This window comes from Mycobacterium sp. IDUB_39, assembly GCF_055419205.1.
This window is the reverse complement of the sequence record NZ_JBVAXF010000007.1, coordinates 268,301-288,103: the sequence shown is the minus strand read 5'-3', so window position 1 is coordinate 288,103 and position 19,803 is coordinate 268,301. Positions and strand designations below refer to the sequence as shown.

General features: G+C 66.0%; 16 protein-coding genes. 13 read left to right on the top strand and 3 right to left on the bottom strand.

Features of this window, described 5'->3' with window-relative positions; all coding sequences use genetic code 11:
- Window positions 1-27: 27 nt before the first annotated feature.
- Window positions 28-693: a response regulator gene (locus ACZY0X_RS25775; RefSeq protein WP_463774445.1), complete on the bottom strand. Its 666-nt coding sequence runs from the start codon at window positions 691-693 to the stop codon at window positions 28-30.
- Complete coding sequence (locus tag ACZY0X_RS25770; RefSeq protein ID WP_463774443.1) at window positions 686-2,335, bottom strand: sensor histidine kinase; 1,650 nt, start codon at window positions 2,333-2,335, stop codon at window positions 686-688. The genes ACZY0X_RS25775 and ACZY0X_RS25770 overlap by 8 nt, the downstream gene beginning before the upstream one ends.
- Before the next feature lie 91 nt (window positions 2,336-2,426).
- Between ACZY0X_RS25770 and ACZY0X_RS25765 the strand changes: the two genes are divergently transcribed.
- From ACZY0X_RS25765 to ACZY0X_RS25715, 11 genes are all read left to right on the top strand, one after another.
- Complete coding sequence (locus ACZY0X_RS25765; RefSeq protein ID WP_463774597.1) at window positions 2,427-3,428, top strand: Bug family tripartite tricarboxylate transporter substrate binding protein; 1,002 nt, start codon at window positions 2,427-2,429, stop codon at window positions 3,426-3,428.
- A 50-nt stretch (window positions 3,429-3,478) separates the two neighbouring features.
- Window positions 3,479-3,976, top strand: a complete 498-nt coding sequence (locus ACZY0X_RS25760) for a tripartite tricarboxylate transporter TctB family protein (protein WP_463774596.1) — start codon at window positions 3,479-3,481, stop codon at window positions 3,974-3,976.
- A complete protein-coding gene (locus ACZY0X_RS25755; RefSeq protein ID WP_241404771.1) occupies window positions 3,976-5,514 on the top strand; it encodes a tripartite tricarboxylate transporter permease in 1,539 nt (512 codons plus the stop codon). The genes ACZY0X_RS25760 and ACZY0X_RS25755 overlap by 1 nt, the downstream gene beginning before the upstream one ends.
- Entirely contained in the window at window positions 5,511-5,900 is a 390-nt protein-coding gene (locus ACZY0X_RS25750; protein WP_354525585.1) for a universal stress protein, read from the top strand. Before ACZY0X_RS25755 ends, ACZY0X_RS25750 begins: the two co-directional genes overlap by 4 nt.
- Before the next feature lie 759 nt (window positions 5,901-6,659).
- Window positions 6,660-9,029, top strand: coding sequence for a beta strand repeat-containing protein (locus tag ACZY0X_RS25745; RefSeq protein ID WP_463774442.1), 2,370 nt, complete (start codon window positions 6,660-6,662; stop codon window positions 9,027-9,029).
- Window positions 9,030-9,168: 139 nt separating this feature from the next.
- Entirely contained in the window at window positions 9,169-9,942 is a 774-nt protein-coding gene (locus ACZY0X_RS25740; RefSeq protein WP_463774440.1) for a DUF1206 domain-containing protein, read from the top strand.
- A 219-nt stretch (window positions 9,943-10,161) separates the two neighbouring features.
- Window positions 10,162-11,640: a nitrate/nitrite transporter gene (locus ACZY0X_RS25735; RefSeq protein WP_463774439.1), complete on the top strand. Its 1,479-nt coding sequence runs from the start codon at window positions 10,162-10,164 to the stop codon at window positions 11,638-11,640.
- Between the two features lie 11 nt (window positions 11,641-11,651).
- A complete protein-coding gene (locus tag ACZY0X_RS25730; RefSeq protein ID WP_463774437.1) occupies window positions 11,652-15,485 on the top strand; it encodes a molybdopterin-dependent oxidoreductase in 3,834 nt (1,277 codons plus the stop codon).
- A 57-nt stretch (window positions 15,486-15,542) separates the two neighbouring features.
- Complete coding sequence (locus ACZY0X_RS25725) at window positions 15,543-16,112, top strand: TetR/AcrR family transcriptional regulator (protein ID WP_463774435.1); 570 nt, start codon at window positions 15,543-15,545, stop codon at window positions 16,110-16,112.
- A gap of 96 nt (window positions 16,113-16,208) precedes the next feature.
- Window positions 16,209-17,075 (top strand): alpha/beta fold hydrolase, encoded by an 867-nt coding sequence (locus ACZY0X_RS25720; RefSeq protein ID WP_463774433.1) that lies wholly within the window; start codon window positions 16,209-16,211, stop codon window positions 17,073-17,075.
- A 10-nt stretch (window positions 17,076-17,085) separates the two neighbouring features.
- Window positions 17,086-17,547: a nuclear transport factor 2 family protein gene (locus ACZY0X_RS25715; RefSeq protein WP_463774431.1), complete on the top strand. Its 462-nt coding sequence runs from the start codon at window positions 17,086-17,088 to the stop codon at window positions 17,545-17,547.
- Between the two features lie 15 nt (window positions 17,548-17,562).
- Here the strand turns inward: ACZY0X_RS25715 and ACZY0X_RS25710 are convergent, their stop codons facing one another.
- Window positions 17,563-18,312: a class I SAM-dependent methyltransferase gene (locus tag ACZY0X_RS25710; protein ID WP_463774429.1), complete on the bottom strand. Its 750-nt coding sequence runs from the start codon at window positions 18,310-18,312 to the stop codon at window positions 17,563-17,565.
- Between the two features lie 67 nt (window positions 18,313-18,379).
- Here ACZY0X_RS25710 and ACZY0X_RS25705 point away from each other — a divergent pair, with 67 nt between their 5' ends.
- A complete protein-coding gene (locus ACZY0X_RS25705; protein WP_463774428.1) occupies window positions 18,380-18,679 on the top strand; it encodes a hypothetical protein in 300 nt (99 codons plus the stop codon).
- A gap of 28 nt (window positions 18,680-18,707) precedes the next feature.
- On the top strand, window positions 18,708-19,802 hold the full coding sequence (locus ACZY0X_RS25700) for an alpha/beta hydrolase fold domain-containing protein (RefSeq protein ID WP_463774427.1): 1,095 nt from the start codon (window positions 18,708-18,710) through the stop codon (window positions 19,800-19,802).
- Window position 19,803 lies beyond the last annotated feature (1 nt).

The following is a 19,803-nucleotide window of genomic DNA, read 5'->3' as shown; positions in this document are numbered from 1 at the left end:
TCGTATCGTGACGAGTCTTCGTCGCAATCAGGACGTGCGGTATCGACGCTCGGGCCGTCCCACGCCGTACTGCAGACGTAGCTCGAGCGCACCCACACCGAGGTAGTGCTCGAGATAGCGTCGCGCGCTGACACGCGAGATCCCCACCAGCTCGGCGCATTCGGCTGCGGACACCTCGCCGGCCGACCTGACGGCCTCGAGCACCAACTGGCCCGTCTCGGGGCCCAGGCCCTTGGGTAGCGACTCACCGCCGCGCGCGGGCGTCGAGCCACCGAAGAGCGAGTCGATCAGGGATTGATCGACTCCGGCAGCTGACCGCAGGGCGTCGTCGCGGGCAGCGAACGCCTCGAGTTTCGCCTTGAACTGGTCGAATTCGAACGGCTTGATCAGGTAGTCGGCGGCGCCGCCGTCCAATGCGCCGGACACGGTGTCGAGTTCCCTGGCCGCAGTTATCATGATCACCCCGACACGGTCGCCGCGAGAACGCAAGCGTTGCAACACCTCCAGTCCCGTCATATCGGGTAGATGGACGTCGAGCAGGATCAGATCGAGGCTGGACTCCGCGGCATGGGTGAGAGCCTCGGTGCCGGTGCGGGCGACGCCGGAGGCATGGAATCCGTCGACCCGGTCCACGAATCGCCGGTGGATCTCGGCGACCATGAAGTCGTCATCGACCACGAGGACCTCACGCATCGCCGCGACTCCCATCGGGACGGTCCAGTGGCAATCGCACGTCGAAGACTGCGCCGCCGTGTGGCCCGTCGGACACGTCGACCGTGCCGCCCAGTTGCGCGCTGACGAGTCGGACCAGCGCGAGCCCAATGCCTCTGCCACCGGGCACATCGGGTTTGGAGGTGACGCCGCGGGCGAAGATGGACTCGCGCAGGTGCTCGGGCACACCCGGCCCGGAGTCGGCGACCGAGATGGTCAGTTCGCCGGCGTCGTCGAGGGCGACGGTGACGACTGCGCGCTCGGATCCCTCCGACACGTCCACCGCGTTGTCGATCAGATTCCCCAGGACCGTGATGACATCGGTCGCCAGTGCGGGATCCAATGCGGTGAGGTGGCTGTCATCGTCGAGCACGAGGGCGACTCCGCTCTCTGCCGCCAGTGAGGACTTGGCGATCAACAGCGCTGCCACCGCGGGATCGGCGACGTGGCGTGTCACGGCGTCACTGATCTCGGCACGGCGCCGGGTCAGTGTTCCGACCAGATCGCGCACAGCGTCGTACTCGCCGAGCTGGACGAGCCCCGAGATGGTGTGCAACTGGTTGGCGAATTCGTGGGTCTGCGCGCGAAGAGTGTCGGTCACGCTCTTGTGTGATGACAGCTGGGCCTGCATCGAGGCCAGCTCGGTGCTGTCGCGCATCGTGGTGACGGTACCGATCCGCTCGCCGCCGGTGCTGGCCGCCCGCCGATTGAGCGCGAGAACCCTTGTCCGCGTCGTTATCACGACGTCGCGGCCGTCGTCACCGGACAAGAGGAAATCGACGACAGCGGGGTCCATCCCGCTCGCGTCGACGTGGCGTCCCACCGCATCACCCGTGACGCCTAGCAGCCCCTGTGCGCTGTCGTTGAGCAGGGTGACGACGCCGTCGGTGTTCACCGCAACGACACCCTCTCGGATGCTGTGCAGCAACGCTTCCCGATGATCGGCCAACCCGGCGATCTCGGCGACTTCCAGACCTCGCGTGTGGCGCTTGATGCGCCGGGACAACAGCCAGGAGGCGGCCAGCCCGAGGGCAGCGCCGAGCCCCAGGTACACCAGCAGCCGCTCACCGGCTCCGCTGAGCAGTTGCCACACCGACGGATAGGGCTCGCTGACCGAGACCACGGCCAGCACGTCGCCGTCGGTGGACAGGATTGGCACCTGACCAACCAGAGAGTGTGAACCGTCGACGTCGAGATCGCCCGACCACGCCCGCCCCTCGATCACCCGGCTGTGTTCGAAGCCGTCGCGCTGGCCCACGCGGGAGGGCTCCGACGACGCGCGCACCAGCCCGTCGGGTGCCTGGATCTCGACCAGGCGTGCACCGGACAGGGCGACGGCGCGATCGACCTCCGGTGCCAGCAGTTGCGCAGCGAAGGGATCGGCGTAGCGATCCCGCACGATCGGCGTCGAGGCGAGGTTCTCGGCGACCGCGATCATCCGCTGACCACGCACGTCGCGGAACTCGCGCGAGGACTGCGTCACCGACACCGCGGCCACCGCGCCGAGCACCACGGCCACCACCAGCAACTGAAACACCAGAAACTGGCCGGCCAGGCTTCGCGCCGTCAGCCGTCGCCCGGTCCATGTACTCCCGGTCCATGTACTCCGGGCCCATTTACTCAACGACCAAAACGTCCTTTGCGTCCGAAAGGGTGACGTGGGTCACTTTGGGGGAACAGTATCGATGAACTTCAGAATTCGGCGAACGGGGACGATGGTGTCGAGACTTCCACGGTGGTCGACCGGGTGGGGAGCGGGATTGGCCGCTCTGCTCCTGGTCGTCGTCACCGCAACGGCCTGCGGGGTCACCCGCGGCGACGACCCCGCCGGCCTGCATCGGCTGCGGATGATGGTGCCGAACAGCCCGGGCGGTGGCTACGACCTCACTGCCCGCACCGCGGTGAAGATCATGGAGGACGAGGACATCACCGGTCGCGTCGAGGTGTTCAACGTGCTCGGCGCGGGCGGCACCGTGGCGATGGCCCGGTTGATGAACGAGCGCGGCAATGGCGATCTCATGATGACCATGGGCCTCGGCGTGGTCGGCGCCACGTACACCAACGGATCGCATATCAAGGCGTCGGACGCGACCGCCATCGCGAAGTTGATCGAGGATCCGGGGGCCATCTTCGTGCCCGCCGACTCACCGTTCCAGACGGTGACTGACTTCGTCACGGCGTGGAAGGCCGACCCGTCCAAGGTCACCATCGGCGGCGGATCGTCTCCCGGGGGCCCGGATCACCTGTTCCCGATGGAATTGGCCAAGGCGGTCGGCGTCGAACCCAAGAGCGTCAACTTCGTCACCTATGACGGTGGTGGTGACCTCTTGACCGCGCTACTCGGCAAGAAGATCACGGTGGGCACGTCGAGCCCCGGCGAGCTCATCGACCAAATCGAGGCGGGCCAGCTTCGGGTGCTCGGCGTCTCCAGCGAGGAGCGTGTCGAGGGCATCGACGCGCCGACGCTGAAGGAGTCGGGTATCGACCTGACGTTCGCCAACTGGCGTGGAGTCCTTGCGCCGCCGGAGATCCCGGACAACGCCAAACAGTCGATGGTCAAGGTGCTCGAGGAGATGCATGGCACACAGCAGTGGAAGGACGCCCTGGTGAAGAACGGCTGGACCGACGCATTCATGACCGGTGCGGATTTCGAACAGTTCCTGAAAGACCAGGACAACCGGGTGTCGTCAACGTTGACTGAACTGGGCCTGCTGTGAGCGCCCCCGACGAGCGCTCGCGCGAGGAGCAGGCGACCGCCGAGCAGGGTGTGGACACGGAGCGCAGGCCTGACTATGCGCAGTACATCGTCGTCGCGGTGCTTGCGGTCGTCGGCGGCTTCCTGGTCTACAGCGCACTGACGCTGCAGGAGGGCTTCGCCAAGGTCGATCCCGTTGGGCCCAAGTTCTTCCCGATGGTCATCGGAATCGCGGCCCTCATGCTGGCGCTGGTCCTGGCCATCGCGATTCCACGTGGTTCCAAGGGCGAAGCCGATGCCGGCGAGGACATCGACCCGGACATGCCGAGCGACTGGCGCACCGTCAGCCTGCTGGTGGCGCTTTTCATCGCGATGATCCTGCTGGTGAACCCGCTGGGCTGGGTCGTCATGAGTTCGATCTTCTTCGCCTGCGCGGCAACGATTCTCGGTAGCAAGCACTATGTCCGAAACCTCGTGATCGGGGTGGTCCTGGCGCTGGCCAGCTTCTATGCGTTCTACTCCGGGCTCGGAATCCCGCTGCCCGCAGGCATCTTGGACGGGATTCTGTGATGGACAACTTCGACTGGCTCATGCAGGGCTTCGCCGAGGCCGCCACTCCGATGAACCTGCTGTACGCGGTGATCGGCGTACTACTCGGGACGGCGGTCGGCGTCCTACCGGGTATCGGACCCGCGATGACGGTGGCGCTGCTGCTGCCGATCACCTACAACGTCAGCCCCAGCGCGGCATTCATCATGTTCGCCGGCATCTTCTACGGCGGCATGTACGGCGGCTCGACAACATCGATCCTGCTGAACACGCCGGGGGAGTCGTCGTCGGTGATCACGGCGATCGAGGGCAACAAGATGGCCAAGGCGGGCCGAGCCGCGCAGGCGTTGGCCACCGCGGCGATCGGCTCGTTCGTGGCGGGCACCATCGGCACCGTCCTGCTCGCTGCGTTCGCGCCCGCCATCTCACGATTCGCCGTCACGCTCGGCGCGCCGTCCTATCTCGCGATCATGCTCTTCGCGCTGGTGGCGGTCACAGCGGTGCTCGGGTCGTCCAAGCTGCGCGGGGCGATCTCGCTGGTTCTCGGGCTGGCCATCGGCATCGTCGGCATCGACTTCCTCACCGGGCAGCCGCGAGCCACGTTCGGGATCCCGCAGCTGTCCGACGGTATCGACATCGTGGTGATCGCGGTGGCGATCTTCGCTCTCGGGGAGGCCTTGTGGGTCGCGGCGCACCTGCGCCGACGGCCGTCTGACGTCATCCCGGTGGGTCGACCGTGGATGGGCCGCGACGACTGGAAGCGGTCGTGGAAGCCGTGGCTGCGCGGTACCGCATACGGTTTCCCGTTCGGTGCGCTGCCGGCAGGCGGTGCTGAGCTGCCGACATTCCTGAGCTACATCACCGAAAAGAAGCTGTCCAAGCATCCCGAGGAGTTCGGTAAGGGTGCCATCGAGGGTGTCGCCGGTCCGGAGGCCGCGAACAACGCGTCGGCAGCGGGCACGCTGGTGCCGATGCTGTCGCTGGGTCTGCCGACCAACGCCACAGCCGCGGTGATGCTGACGGCCTTCGTCTCGTACGGAATCCAGCCTGGCCCAACGCTGTTCGAGAAGGAGCCGCTGCTCATATGGACGCTCATCGCCAGCCTGTTCATCGGCAACTTGCTGCTCCTGCTGCTGAACCTGCCCTTGGCGCCGCTGTGGGCCAAGTTGCTGCGGACCCCCCGGCCGTACCTGTACGCGGGCATCCTGTTCTTCGCCACGCTGGGCGCGTTCGCGGTCAACGTGCAACCGTTGGATCTGGCGCTGCTGCTCCTGTTCGGTCTGCTCGGCTTGATGATGCGCCGCTTCGGACTTCCGGTGCTGCCGTTGATCATCGGTGTCATACTCGGGCCGCGGATTGAACGCCAACTGCGCCAAAGCCTGCAGCTCGGCGGAGGCGACTGGAGCAGCCTGTTCACCGAGCCGGTCGCGATCGTCACCTATGTCCTGATGGCGGTGCTCCTGATCGTCCCGCTGATACTGCGGCTGCTGCACCGCGATGAGGAGACCCTGCTTGTCGTCGAGGACGACAGGGACCAACGAGAGAAGGCCCAAGCATGATCGTTATCGGCTACACCGCGGACGCCTTCGGCCAGGCCGCGTTGGATCACGGCATCGCCGAGGCCAGGTTGCGCGATACCGACGTGTTGGTGATCAACTCGACCGCAGGCGACGCCTACGCCGATCCGGCTTTCGCTCAACCCGATCGGGTGCGCGAGGTCCAGGCCCGTCTTGCGACGTGTGGTGTGCCGTCGCAGTGGTCTCAACCCGTCGGCGTGGACGCCGCGACGGAGCTGCTGACGGCGATGGAGCATGCCGATGCCGAGTTACTGGTGATCGGCGTGAAACACCGCAATCCGGTCGGCAAGCTGCTGCTGGGCAGCGTCTCGCAGCGAGTGCTGCTGGAGTGCGCCAAACCCGTACTCGCGGTCAAACCGGCCGAGTGATCGATGAGGGCGGAGCAACGCGTGGCGCGGATTCGAGTCATCGACGCGGCGTGCACCGGCCGGAGCCGTTCAGATCGTCACACACCCGTCACAAATTGTTTGCCATGGAGATCTCGACATTGATCAATGGCACTGTCTAGCACACTGCGAATAGATCGCCGAATTGACGGATGCGCAAACGAAGTAGCCGGCGGCGGGGTTCAGTACACGTTGGGATCAGGCACAAACGCCAGGTTGAACGTCGGGAGTGCTGCCGAACGTCCAAATGATGCCGTCAGACTGACTTTGGTGTCGAAGTGATGCGGATGGTCTCGAAAAACCATTAACCACCCGGTACATCGCGCGCCGCGCCCCGTGGCCGCCCGGCCGACTGCATGTCCGGGACTGGAGGGTGGATCGAGAACAGCGAAGCTGTTCGGGCGTGTCCGGTGATGTGCGGTTACGTCCATGCGGTACAGGTCGACCGAGCATCGAAGCATTGCTGCAGTATGGGTTCAGCGAACTATCCACAGGTTGTACCGGTCGCGTGTTCCGCGTAGTTCTGTGCTGAATATCGGTTATCCGGTGTATTCAGGAGTTCCCATCAATTTGCTGAATGCGCGTAATCGGAGCTATGGCGAACTCTCTGCTTTGAGTGCCTGGCAAACGAAATTCAAGATCAAAGAACCATGCAAAAGGTCTCATTGCAAACGAATGGTGATCAAGGTTGCGGTCGTGTAACTTTTGCTGATCGAGTTGGTTCCTATCTAGGGGGTTGCCATGCAACTAGCTCTCCGTTCACCTCTTTCGGCAGGCATTGCGCTCGTCGGAGCAACAGCAATCGCACTCAGTCCGATATCTGCGCCAGCGCCCGATCTGAGTATCAAGGCCGACAGCATCGCGTCGGTGTACGCGGACTACACGCCGACCAGCTTGGCGACGGCGATATCCGACCTCGTCGGTGGCGTGGGTCTCGCCGGCGAGCAGGCCATCGCCGGTATCGGCGGGATCGGCAACACAGTGCTCGCCACGGTTGGCGGAGTAGGCAACATACTCGGTGCCACTGGCGGCGGCGCGCTGGCGGCCATCGCGTCCAACCCGTTGAATCCCGGGGCGTACCCAGCGGCACTCGCGCTGCTCCTGACGGGTTCAGGCACGGCATTGGGCACGGGGCTCGCGGGTCTCGGTTCCATCGGTGAACAGGCCATCGCCACGATCGGCACTATCGGCAACACGACTCTGGCAACCATTGGTGCCATCGCCAACAGCCTGGGTGCCGGCGCAGCGGTCGCCGCCCTTTCGGCTCTGGCACCGGGAGACATCCTCGCTGCCATCGGTGTGCTGGCTGCGGGTGCCGCGAACGCACTCAATGACGCCTTCCTTGGAGCTGGCAGTGTCGGCACGCAACTCGTCGCGGGTATCGGTGGCGCGGGCAACGCGGCACTCGCCGGCTTCGGCGCTGCCGGTATTGGTCTCGTCGGCGGTCTCGGCACGACGGTCAATCAGGCGCTGAACGGCGTCGGTGTTACTGGCAATGCGCTGATTTCGGCGGTCGGAAACTTCGGCAACGCGGCGATGAGCGCCATCGGAAACACCGGTGGTGCCGTGGCAGACACTGTCCTGGGTGCGCTCAGCACCATTCTCGAGAACCCGCTGAATCCGGGGAGTTATGCGACGGCGCTGAGCACTCTGGTCACGGGCGCCGGGTCCGCGCTGAATCTGGCCGTACAGGGCGCGGGCGCGGCGGGCACAATCGCCGTGCAGGGTCTCGGTGCGGTCGGCGACTCGCTGGTGAGCAACCTCGGACTGGCGGGCAGCACGCTGGTGCAGACACTCGGCGCTGCGGGCGCTGCGATCATCGGCACCTCGGGAGCGGTTGGAAACCTGCTCGTCTCGGCTATCGGCGGCGCCGGTAACACCGCGGTCGCGACACTCGGCGGCATCGTGGGCACCATCACCACCGCCATCGGCACGGCGCTGGGTCTGATCACCTCACCCCCGGCACCGTTGGCGCCGTTGGCTCGCGGTGCGCAGGCGAGTGCCGTGTCCCCGACGGCCGTGACACCGGGGGATATCGGGACCGCGGTGACGGTGCTCCTCAGCGGTGTCGGAACGGCGCTCACGCAGGGCATCGTCGGATTCGGCGGCGCAGGTCTGTCTGCCATCACCGGTCTCGGCGCGGCAGGCATCACCACCGTCGCCACGATCGGCGCGATAGGCATTTCAGCGCTCGCAACCGTTGGGGCACTTGGTAACACGGTGATTCAAACCCTGGGCGCGATCGGCAACTCGCTTATCGCCGGCGCCGGGGCCGCTCTTGGCGCCGTCATGAACAATCCGCTGAACCCGGCGAGCTACGTCGCGGCTGTCTCGGCTGTGGTGGCCGGGATCTCGAATGCGGCGAACCTGGGAGTTAAGGGTCTCGGACTCGCGGGGACGAACCTGGTCGCTGGTATCGGCAACACGGGCAACATCGCCGTCAACGGCTTCGGTGACGCCGGCAACCAGGCCATCGCGGGTCTGGGCGCGGCGGGCAACGGGATTGTGCAGACCGTCGGCGACGTCGGCAACACGTTGGAGAACGCGGTCGGTGACGCAGTCGGAGTCATCACCGGTCCGTCGTCCCCGGCGCCGGTTGTCGAGGACCCGTCGACCGTCGAGGTTGTCGAGGAGTCGTCGACCGTCGCCCGGGTTGCGCTGGCTCCCGCCGAGGAGACGGTGACCGACAAGACAGTGACCGACAAGACAGTGACTGAGGAGACGGCGACCGAGGAGAAGGTGACCGACGAGACGGGGGCCACCACTGATCCGGCTCCGAAGGACACCGCGGACACCGACGTCAAGGACACGACTACGAAGAACACGACCACTAAGGACACGACGACCAAGGACACCGACGACGAGGCTTCGGGTACCAAGGGTTCGAGCACCAAGGGGTCTACGGCGGGAAGCGCCGCCAGCAAGGACGGCGGCAAGGTCGCGCCAAAGACCAAGGCGCCGAGTTCGAACAACGCCGGTGGTGGCAGCAGTGCCACGTCGGCAGCCGATAACACGGAGTCGGCGGGTGCGACGAGCGCCTCCACCGGCAGCCAATCAGGCGGCACGGGTGGTTCGACCGGTGGATCCGACGGTGGCGGGTCTGACGCCTAGGAACACGTGAACCGGCGGTGGGCCCTCGTAAGGGGGCCCACCGTTGTGTCGCGAAGCCAACCCATCTCCTACGGCGCGCCGTCGACTGGGCGTCAATTAGGGGTTTGGCGTGTGGATCGGGCCGGGTAGTCCGCTGCACATGGTCGATACTCGCGCGGCGGCTGCCGGTGCTCACGACAACGCCTGGTTCGAGTCGGCCGCGCGGGGTGGCTTCGCCGCAAGCGGGGTACTGCATCTCCTGGTGGCCTGGATCGTGCTCCGCCTGGCGCTTGGCGACCCGGGAAGCGCTGACCAGTCCGGCGCGCTCGCAGCACTTTCCGCGCAGACCGGTGGCGCCGTCATGTTGTGGATGGCTGCTGCAGTCTTTGCCGCCCTGGGGCTCTGGCATATCGTCGAGGCAGCCGTCGAAACCGAGGTCAAGGATCGAGTCAAGGCAGGTGCCATCGGGGCGGTGCACGTCGCACTGGCCTTCTCCGCAGCCAAATTCGCCATGGGCAGTGGAAAATCCAGCAGTCAACAGAATGCCGGACTGAGCGCACGGATGATGCAGACCGAGTGGGGGAGCGGTGTGCTCGTGCTCATTGCACTCGTGGTGATCGGAGTCGGCGGTTATCACGTCTACAAGGGCGTCACCAGGCGATTCCTGAAGGACCTCGAGGTGTCGGGCGGCTCGGTGATCACTGTGCTGGGTATCACGGGATACGTCGCCAAGGGAGTGGTGCTCGTTGGCGCAGGACTGCTGGTGATTGTTGCCACGATGACATCGGACCCATCGAAGGCCACCGGCATCGACGCGGCGGTCAAGACGATTGGTGCTGCACCGTTCGGCAAGTTCCTGCTCATCCTCGCCGCGGTGGGCCTCGCCGCGTACGGGGTCTACGGCTTCGTTCGCAGTCGCTACGCGGAGATGTAGAGCCGAGGCGGCGCAACCATCCTCGCCCGATGCTTCATGACTAGTCACAGTATGTTTCGGCGTCGTTTCGTACACGCTTCTGCGATGAATCCCGCTGCGCACTCCACGCGCAGAACTGCGTGAGTTGGTGTTGACACCTCGGACACGGCTGCGCAACGGACCCAACATCGCAAACCCGTAAACCTTTGAGCAGACCGCGTCTCTGCTGAAAGGCCAACAATGTCGAGACTGACCCGTAACCGCGACGTCGAACACCCGCGGCGTAGCCGCGACGTCGAACACCCGCGGCGGAGCCGCGATATACAACACTGGGATGCCGAGGATGTGGCGGCCTGGGAAGCGGGTGGCGACAAGGTCGCCAAGCGAAATCTGATCTGGTCGATAGTCGCCGAGCACGTCGGATTCTCGGTGTGGTCGATCTGGTCGGTCATGGTGCTGTTCATGCCGCAGGACGTCTACGGTATCGACGCGGCGGGCAAGTTCTACCTCGTCGCCGTGCCGACGTTGGTCGGTGCGTTCATGCGCATCCCCTACACGGTGGCGCCTGCCAAGTTCGGCGGCCGCAACTGGACGATTGTCAGCGCGCTGTTGTTGCTTGTCCCGACGGTGCTGGCGCTGTGGGCCATGACGACGCCGGGGACGACCTACACCACGTTCATGGTCGTGGCCGCCTTCGCGGGGTTCGGCGGGGGCAACTTCGCCTCGTCGATGACGAACATCAACGCGTTCTATCCGCAGCGGCTCAAGGGCTGGGCATTGGGCCTCAACGCCGGCGGCGGCAATATCGGTGTCCCGGTGATCCAGCTCGTCGGGCTGCTGGTGATCGCGACGGTGGGCAACACCGCAGCCGAACTGGTCTGCGCGATCTACCTGGTTCTGATCGGGCTGGCCGCGTTGGGCGCCGCACTGTTCATGGACAACCTGCAGAACCAGAGGTCCAACCTCGGTGCCCTCGTCGAAGCGTTGCGCTACAAGCACTCCTGGGTGATGAGCTTCCTCTACATCGGCACGTTCGGTTCGTTCATCGGTTTCTCGTTCGCGTTTGGCCAGGTTCTTCAGATCAACTTCCTCGCCGGTGGCGACACGCCCGCGCAGGCCGCGCTGCACGCGGCGTCGATCTCCTTCATCGGGCCGCTGCTGGGCTCGATCTCCCGGCCGTTCGGCGGCAAGCTCGCCGACCGGATCGGTGGCGGCAAGATCACGCTCTACACATTCGTCGCGATGATCTTCGCCGCGGGCATCCTGGTCATCACCGGCATGATCGACGACGGTATGACCGGTGCGGTGACCAACGGCCAGATGACGGGCTACGTGGTCGGTTTCATCGTGCTGTTCATCCTGTCGGGCATCGGCAACGGCTCGACCTACAAGATGATCCCGTCGATCTTCGAGGCAAAGGCCGCGGACAAGGATGGCTGGACCCCGGACGAGAAGGCCACCTGGTCACGAAGCATGTCCGGTGCACTGATCGGGTTCGCCGGCGCGGTGGGCGCGCTGGGCGGAGTGTTCATCAATGTGGCGCTGCGGCTGTCGTATGTGGGTTCGGCGAAGTCGGCAACGAATGCCTTCTGGGTGTTCCTGGCGTTCTATGTGATCTGCGCGGTGGTGACCTGGTTCGTCTTCCTGCGGATGCAGTCGGTGCGTGCTGTCACCGACGAGCCCGTGGGTCGGGCCCCGGCACCGGTCGCGGCGGGCTAATCGGAGGTCAGGTGACCCAGACGACGCGTACCGCATGCTCGTACTGCGGGGTCGGTTGCGGGATCTCGGTGGAGACCCGGACCGACCTCCAGTCGGGTTTGCCCGTCATCGCGCGGGTGTCTGGAGACCGCCTGCACCCCAGCAACTTCGGTCGGCTGTGCACCAAGGGCGCGACTCACGCCGAGATGATGGCGGCCACGGACGGGCGCCTGAGTACTGCGCTGGTCCGGCCGGCACGGGCGGAGGCGACAGCGCCCGTCGATGTCGAGGCGGCCGTGGCCGAGGCGGGTCGCCGGCTGCGGGAGATCCGCGATGAGCACGGCCCCGACGCGATCGCGCTCTACGTGTCGGGCCAGATGTCGATCGAGGCCCAGTACTTGGCCAACAAGTTGGCCAAGGGCTTCATCCGCACCGTGCACATCGAGTCCAACTCGCGGCTGTGCATGGCAAGCGCGGGAACGGGCTACAAGCAGTCGCTGGGTGCGGACGGACCGCCCGGCTCCTACGCCGACTTCGACACTAGCGATCTGTTCTTCGTGATCGGCTCGAACATGGCCGACTGCCACCCGATTCTCTTCTTGCGCATGGCCGACCGGCTCAAGGCGGGCGCCAAGCTGATCGTCGTGGATCCTCGGCGCACCACCACCGCTGAGCGCGCCGATCTCTACCTGCCGATCAGGCCCGGTACCGATCTGGCGCTTCTCAACGGACTGCTGCACCTGTTGGTCGAACGCGGAGACATTGACCAGGAGTTCATCGCCGATCACACCGAGGGCTGGGAGGCGATGCCGGAGTTCCTGGCCGATTACCCGCCCAGTGTCGTTGCCGATATCACGGGGCTTGACGAGGATGATATCCGCACGGCCGCAACGATGATCGCCGACGCAGGGGAGTGGATGACCTGCTGGACGATGGGGCTCAACCAGAGCACGCACGGCACGTGGAACACCAACGCGATCTGCAACCTGCACCTGGCCACCGGGGCGATCTGCCGAACAGGCAGCGGGCCCATGTCTCTGACCGGACAGCCGAACGCCATGGGCGGCCGCGAGATGGGCTATATGGGCCCGGGACTGCCAGGACAGCGGGCCGTCACCTCCGCGCAGGACCGCGCGTTCGTCGAGGAGCAATGGGGCCTGGCGCCCGACACGATCCGGACCGATGTGGGACCGGGCACCATCGAGATGTTCGACATGATGGGTAGCGGCGATATCAGGGCCTGCTGGATCATCTGCACGAATCCCGTCGCCACGGTGGCCAATCGGAGCACGGTCATCGAAGGACTGGAGGCCGCCGACCTCGTCATCACCCAGGACGCCTACGTCGACACCGCCACCAATCGGTACGCCGACATCGTGCTGCCCGCAGCGCTGTGGGCCGAGGCCGATGCGGTGATGGTGAACTCCGAGCGCAACCTCACCCTTCTGGCACAGTCGCTCCCCGCGCCAGGGCAGGCCAGACCCGACTGGGAACTGATCTGCGGTGTCGCCGAGCACATGGGCTTCGGCGCCGACTTCGCGTACAAGTCCAGCGAGGAGATCTTCGACGAGATCCGCCGGTTCTCCAATCCGCGTACCGGATACGACCTTCGCGGCGCGAGTTATGACCGCCTGCGGGAGACACCGCTGCAGTGGCCCGTCGCACCGGGCGGAGCCTCCGACCGCAACCCCATCCGCTACATCAACGACGGTGTGAGCCAGGACCTGTTCACCGACGAGTCGGGGCGCACACCGAGGCTCGCGTTCCCGACGCCCTCGCGCCGCGCCGCGTTCCACCCGCGCCCGCACATGGAGGCCCGCGAACTACCCGACGACGACTACCCGATGGTGCTGAACACCGGTCGCCTGCAACACCAGTGGCACACCATGACCAAGACCGGCCGGGTCGACAAGCTCAACAGGCTCGACGATGGCCCGTTCGTCGAGATACATCCCGACGATGCCGCTCGTTTCGGGATCGCCGACGGCGCGCGAGTCGAGTTGACCTCGCGACGGGGCCGGGCCGTGCTGCCCGCGGTGGTCACCGACCGGGTGCTGACCGGCACCTGCTTCGCTCCGTTCCACTGGAACGACGAGCACGGCACCGACCTCACCATCAACGCATTGACGAATGACGCCGTCGATCCGGTCTCGCTGCAACCCGAGTTCAAGGCGTGCGCCGTACGGCTCGTACCGGTGCCGGTCGAGGTGACCTCGGTGACCGACCTCGCGGCACCTGCGCCCGCAGGCGACGGTCAACTCGCAGAGGACGGTCCGCTGGTGTTGTGGGCGTCGCAGACCGGCAACGCCGAGGAGTTCGCAACCGCCTTCGCCGGACGCCTGCACGGCTCGCGTCTGCTGGCGATGAACGACGCCAGCCTGGGCGACCTCGCCGACCGGCGCGACGTCGTGATCGTGACGAGCACATTCGGCGACGGTGGCCCACCCGATAACGGCGCCGACTTCTGGGATCGACTGGAGGCACCCGACGCACCCACCCTGGCAGGGGTGCGCTACGCGGTGTTCGGCATCGGCGACAGGTCGTATGACAACTTCTGCGGGCACGCGAAGTCATTGGACCGCAGGCTGACCGGCCTCGGCGCCAGCAGTCTGGTCGAGCGCGCCGAGTGCGAGGTCTACGACGACGAGCCCATGGCACTGTGGGCCGACCGGGTGGTCCAGATTCTGGGGACCACCGTTGTCACCGACGCCGCGCCCAGCTCTGCCGCGGGCGGCACGCGCACAGCCGCACCACAACCGTTCACTCGGGCCGCGCCACTGCGAGTGCCGTTGAGCCGCAACGTCCTTCTGACGTCGTCGCGATCGGCCAAGGAGGTGCGGCAGTTCGGCTTTGACATCTCCGAACACGACGTCACCTACTCCGTCGGCGATGCACTCGGCGTGCACGTCACCAATGCGCCCGCCGTCGTCGATGCCTGGCTGGCGGCCACCGGTCTGACGGGCAGTGAACCGGTGCACCTGGACGGGACGGACATCGCCTTGCGGGACGCGTTGACGTCGTCCTACGACCTGTGCCGCGTGACACCTAACCTGCTGGCCTTCGTCGCGGAGCGGTGCCGGGACCGCACGGCCGCACGGAAACTGGGGAGATCATCGGCCAGCCGCGATGCCTGGCTGCACAATCGCAACGGCATCGATGTGCTCGAGGAGTTCGCCGTGCGCGCGGACCCCGTCGAGTGGCAGGACGCCCTTGTCCGGCTCACCCCCCGCTCGTACTCGATAGCGTCCAGCCCACTGGTGAGTCCGCATGAGGTCCAGCTGACGGTGTCGGTGGTCCGCTACCGCAACCCCCGTGGCGTGCAGCGCGGGGGAGCGGCGTCGACCCTCCTGGCGGACCGGGCCACGCACGCTGACGTGTTCCTGCAGCCGTCGCCGCACTTTCGTCCTCCCGAGGACGGCACGACGCCGATGATCATGGTCGGCCCAGGCACGGGCGTCGCGCCGTTCCGAGGCTTCCTGCAGGAGCGTCGCGCGCTCGGCCATCACGGACCAAACTGGCTGTTCTTCGGTGAACAGCACCGCACCGAGAATTACTACTACCGCGACGATCTCGAGGACATGGTGCGCGACGGCCTGTTGAACCGCCTGGACCTGGCGTTCTCCCGGGACCAGGCGCGCCGGGTCTACGTGCAGCACAAGATGTCCGACTACGGCGCAGACGTGTGGCGTTGGCTCGAGGACGGTGCGCACCTCTACGTGTGCGGTGACGCGAGCCGGATGGCCAAGGATGTCGATGACACGTTGACGGCGATCATCCGCACTCACGGCCGCCTGTCTGACATCGCCGCACGTGACTACAAGCGTGAACTCGTCGCGACGAAACGCTACGTTCGCGACGTCTACTGAGGTCGTACGCCGCACCGCTAGCATGGAGAACGACAATTCTCAGCGTTAGGGGATGCCGTGCCGGACGGGTCGGACAAGGACCAGGTGCTCGCCGCCGCGGATCGGTTGTTCAACGAACGTGGGATGCAAGCCGTCGGGATGGACGCCATTCGCGATGCCGCCGGCATCTCCCTGAAGCGGCTCTACCAGTACTTCCCAGCGAAGAGCGAGCTGGTCTCGGCGGTCCTCGAGCAGCGTGACCGCGATGTGCGTCGGGCCATGGCCGCCTTCGTGGAGAGCCGGGCCGATGACCCAAGGGATCGGGTCCTGGCGGTCTTCGACTACCTGGCCGAGTGGTTCGCCCAACCCAGCTTCCGCGGCTGCATGTTCATCAACTCGGTCGGCGAGCTAGGCGGCACGTCCGACGACGTCCAGCGGATCGCGCGGTGCCACAAGCTTGCCCTGCGGGACTACCTGGCCGAACTTGCCGAAGCGTGCGGTCTCGCGCGCGATGTCGCCGACCAACTCGCGATCCTCGCCAACGGGGCGATGGTGGCTGCCGCCATCTATGGCAGTGGTGCTGAGGCTGCGGCCTCCGCACGGAGTGCGGCCACTGCGGTGCTCGCAGCCGCGCAACGCGCCGACTAACCACAGCGGTCTTGCCAGAGAACGAACGTTCTCCTATGCTCGTCCATGGGAGAACGTTGGTTCTCCGGCCGATCCAACGACACCGAGGATGCTGTGATGACTGCCTTTGCCACTCGATTCAGGACGACGACGGTTCAGGGTTTGGAGGTGTTCTACCGTGAGGCAGGCGATCCCACGAATCCGACACTGGTTCTCCTGCACGGGTTTCCGACCAGCTCGCACATGTTTCGCATGCTGATGGCGGAGCTGTCCGACGAGTACCACCTGATCGCGCCGGACTACATCGGCTTCGGCAACTCCGCGGCGCCCTCAGTCGACGAGTTCGACTACAGCTTCGACAATCTCACCCGCATCGTGGAGGGCCTGCTCGATCAGCTGGGCCTTCAGCGCTTTGCCCTCTACATCCAGGACTACGGTGCGCCCATCGGGCTGCGCATCGCCAGCCGATCACCCGAGCGGGTGAGTGCGCTGATAAGCCAGAGCGGCAACGCGTATGTGGAGGGGTTCACCCCGTTCTGGGACACCCTTTTCGCCCACGCCAAGGATCGCGCCGCCAACGAGGCGGCGACGCGCGAGTTGTTGGATGCCGATGCGACTCGCTGGCAGTACACGCACGGCGTGCCGGCCGACCGATTGGAGCGCATCGCGCCGGAGGCCTGGCAACTGGATCAGGCCGGCCTGGATCGGCCCGGAAACGCCGCGATCCAGCTGCAACTGTTCTGGGACTATCAGTTCAACCTCGACGCCTATCCCGGATTCCAGGAGTACTTCCGCACCCACCAGCCACCGACCCTGGTGGCGTGGGGCCGCAACGACGAGATCTTCGGCCCCGCTGGCGCGCAGGCGTTCCGCCGCGACCTGCCCAACGCCGAGATTCACCTGCTCGACGCCGGACACTTCGCACTGGAGACCCACGGTGACGAGATTGCCGCGTTGATACGCAACCTTCTCCGCACGGTGTGAGACTGACACCATGGACGAAGGCCGTCAGCCGTTCCCGCCATTCACCCTTGAGACCGCCACTCAGAAGGTGCAAGCTGCGGAGGACGCGTGGAACACCTGTGACCCGCACCGGGTGAGTTTGGCGTACACACCCGATTCGCAGTGGCGCAACCGTGACAAGCACATCGTTGGCCGCGAGCAGATCGTGGCGTTCCTGACGCAGAAGTGGGAGCGCGAACTCGAGTATGCGTTGCGAAAGAGCCTGTGGGACTTTCACGACAATCGGATCAGCGTGCGATTCCAGTACGAATGCCGCGACGCCGCCGGGCAGTGGTATCGCAGCTACGGCAACGAGCTGTGGGAGTTCACGCCGGACGGGCTGATGTCGAGACGGGAGGCCAGCATCAACGACCTCCGAATTGACGGATCAGAGCGCCGCCACTTCGGCCCACGGCCGGAAACCGAACACGGCCAGGACATTCCGCTGTGGTGACGTGCCGCCCAGCGGTCAGCCGCGCTGCAGCACGAAGAAGAGGAAGCTCGGGCCGGTAGTGAGGGCTCGGTACTCCTCGGGGAACAGCTCGCGGGCGGCCGGCACGGGCTGCGGCTCGCTGATGACGGAGATGCGAAAGCCCGCGGCGGTGAAGGCGTCGGTCATCGCATGCAGCGGCCGGGCCCAGAAGCGCATCGGGACGGTCTGGCCGCCCATGGTCCAGTCAAAGTCCCATGTGTAGGTCTGGAAGTAATCGGCACTGTGCCCGGTCAGGCGTTGGATGCCGTAGGCCACGAAGGGATGGTCGACCGAGACGAGCAGTCGACCGCCCGGTGTGAGCACCCGTCGCAGCTCGGCGAGTGTCGGCCCCCAGTCCTCCAGGTAGTGCAACACCAGGGATGCGACGACGTCGTCGAACACGCCATCGGGGAACGGCAGCGGGTCGGCCAGGTCGGCGATCTGCAGGTCCACCTCGGCGCCGAGGCGCTGCCGGGCCAGCCCCAACATCCCGGCGCTCGCGTCGATGCCGGTCACCACGGCCCCGCGATCGCGCAACGCGGCGGACAGGGGGCCCGAGCCGCAGCCCGCGTCGAGGATCCGCCTGCCGGCCACGTCCCCGGCGAGTTCCAGCATCGCGGGCCGTTCGTAATAGGCGTTGTAGAGGCTGGCCTCGTTCTCGGCCGAGTACGCCTCAGCGAAAGCGTCATAGTCGTTCGCACGGGCCGGAACAACGGGATCTACTCGATCATCTGGCAGCGACGTCATGCGGTCCATCCTGGCCGACTCCACGGGTTCCGCGCCGTGATGCTCACCCGGGTGTCACCATTTGCCGATGAGGATCCTCGGGCTGGCCCTGTCGGTGCTGTGTGCGGCAGCGGCTATCGCCGTCGCCCCGACCGCGTCAGCCCTGCCCGGCTATCAGGCGTGTCCCACGCAGGAGGGACATCTCGTCGAGGTGGGGGGTGCTGCAACCTGTGTCGAGGCATCGGCCGCCGTCGACGGCTACGACTGGGGCGGCGAGAGAGTTCAGTTCATTGGACGCTTCGACTGCTACAGCGCCCCCGCCGATGTCAGGCCAATCGTGTTGATCTGCGCCGACGGCGACGACGAAGTTGTGATGTCACAGACGTAGCACCGCTCGCCGAGGTACGGTCGCGATCATGACTGAACCCGCCATCGACGTGAAACTGCCTGGCCGCCTTGGTGATCCGGCGCTCGAACTCCGCACTGATCCACGATCGGATCCAAGGATGGTCGCCCTGTTCGCGCCGTTCGGTCTCGACGTGACCGCGCCGCCACTCCCGGTCGACAGACAGTCGCCGGTCGAGGAGCTGCTGGCCATCGCCGCTGCCAGCGAGCAGGCCTTCGACGGTGTGTTCGCCGCATTGCTCGCCGACGTGCGCAAGGCTGAGGGAGTCGAGTCCAGGGTCGAGACCATCTCGGGTGTCGACGGCAACGACATCACCCTGTACATCGACCGGCCCGTCGGCGCGTCGGGGCCGCTGCCCGGTCTGCTGCACCTGCACGGCGGTGGTATGGCGATCCTTGCGGCCGGCACCGCCGCCGTCTGGCGGACCAGGTTGGCCGAACGCGGCTGCGTCGTGGTGGGGGTCGAGTTCCGCAACTCCGCAGGCGCACTCGGTCCACACCCCTACCCGGCCGGGCTCAACGACTGCGCCAGCGCCCTTGACTGGATGCACGCCCACCGTGACGATCTCGGGCTGTCGTCGATCGTGGTGACCGGTGAGTCCGGCGGCGGCAATCTGTCGCTCGCGACGACGCTGAAGGCCAAGCGGGAGGGACGACTGGATCGGATCGACGGCGTCTACGTCCAGGTGCCGTTCATCTTCGGCGGGTACGACGCACCCGATCCGGCGCTGCCGTCGTTGATCGAGAACGACGGCTACTTTCTCGGTGCCAGCGTTATGACGCTGATGGCCGCGGTCTACGACCCGACGGGTGAGCACGCCCGCGACCCGCTGGCGTGGCCGTACTACGCCACTACTGACGACTTGCAGGGCCTGCCTCCACACGTCATCACCACCGACGAACTGGATCCGCTGCGCGACGAGGGGTTGGCGTACCTGCGTGCGCTGCAGCGGGCCAACGTCACCGCGACCGGCCACACCTACAACGGTGTCAGTCATGCGGGAGAGCTACTGGCCGCCGCAGCGCTGCCCGAAGTGTTCGAGCGGGCGCTGGCCGATGTGACGGCCTTCGCGGCCGGCGTGAGCCGGGCCGCAGTACTTCAATGAT

Coding starts and splice junctions, on each gene's coding strand:
- ACZY0X_RS25745 (WP_463774442.1), top strand. CDS start 6,660: ATGCAACTAGCTCTCCGTTCACCTCTTTCGGCAGGCATTGCGCTCGTC.
- ACZY0X_RS25715 (WP_463774431.1), top strand. CDS start 17,086: ATGGACGAAGGCCGTCAGCCGTTCCCGCCATTCACCCTTGAGACCGCC.
- ACZY0X_RS25750 (WP_354525585.1), top strand. CDS start 5,511: ATGATCGTTATCGGCTACACCGCGGACGCCTTCGGCCAGGCCGCGTTG.
- ACZY0X_RS25705 (WP_463774428.1), top strand. CDS start 18,380: ATGAGGATCCTCGGGCTGGCCCTGTCGGTGCTGTGTGCGGCAGCGGCT.
- ACZY0X_RS25720 (WP_463774433.1), top strand. CDS start 16,209: ATGACTGCCTTTGCCACTCGATTCAGGACGACGACGGTTCAGGGTTTG.
- ACZY0X_RS25700 (WP_463774427.1), top strand. CDS start 18,708: ATGACTGAACCCGCCATCGACGTGAAACTGCCTGGCCGCCTTGGTGAT.
- ACZY0X_RS25735 (WP_463774439.1), top strand. CDS start 10,162: ATGTCGAGACTGACCCGTAACCGCGACGTCGAACACCCGCGGCGTAGC.
- ACZY0X_RS25755 (WP_241404771.1), top strand. CDS start 3,976: ATGGACAACTTCGACTGGCTCATGCAGGGCTTCGCCGAGGCCGCCACT.
- ACZY0X_RS25710 (WP_463774429.1), bottom strand. CDS start 18,312: ATGACGTCGCTGCCAGATGATCGAGTAGATCCCGTTGTTCCGGCCCGT.
- ACZY0X_RS25775 (WP_463774445.1), bottom strand. CDS start 693: ATGCGTGAGGTCCTCGTGGTCGATGACGACTTCATGGTCGCCGAGATC.
- ACZY0X_RS25740 (WP_463774440.1), top strand. CDS start 9,169: ATGGTCGATACTCGCGCGGCGGCTGCCGGTGCTCACGACAACGCCTGG.
- ACZY0X_RS25765 (WP_463774597.1), top strand. CDS start 2,427: ATGGTGTCGAGACTTCCACGGTGGTCGACCGGGTGGGGAGCGGGATTG.